Raw genomic sequence first — 305 nt, 5'->3', positions numbered from 1 at the left:
GGACAACATGTTGTAGACCGCGACCGGCAGGGTCCTGGTCTCGCGGCTGGCGAGCACCACGCCAAAGACGAAATTGTTCCACGAGAAGATGATGGACAGGATGAAGGCGACCACGATGCCGGGTTTCGCGATCGGCAGCGCCACCAGCCGGAACACCTGCCAGGACGAGGCGCCGTCGATATTGGCCGCCTCCTCCAGTTCCATCGGCGTCGTCTCGAAATAGCCGATCATCACCCAGACCACGATCGGCACCGTCACCACGAGATGGATGATGATCTGCGGCCACAGCGTTCCGAGGATGCCCA

General features: G+C 61.6%; 1 protein-coding gene. It reads right to left on the bottom strand.

What is annotated here, in order from left to right:
* Positions 1 to 305 (bottom strand): ABC transporter permease subunit (locus EN850_RS35385; RefSeq protein ID WP_136093061.1); only part of this gene is annotated, 305 nt, incomplete at both ends.

This window comes from Mesorhizobium sp. M8A.F.Ca.ET.207.01.1.1 (assembly GCF_004794715.1).
Lineage (GTDB): Bacteria > Pseudomonadota > Alphaproteobacteria > Rhizobiales > Rhizobiaceae > Mesorhizobium.
The sequence above is the reverse complement of the archived record's forward strand: the minus strand, read 5'-3'. Positions and strand labels throughout refer to the sequence as shown.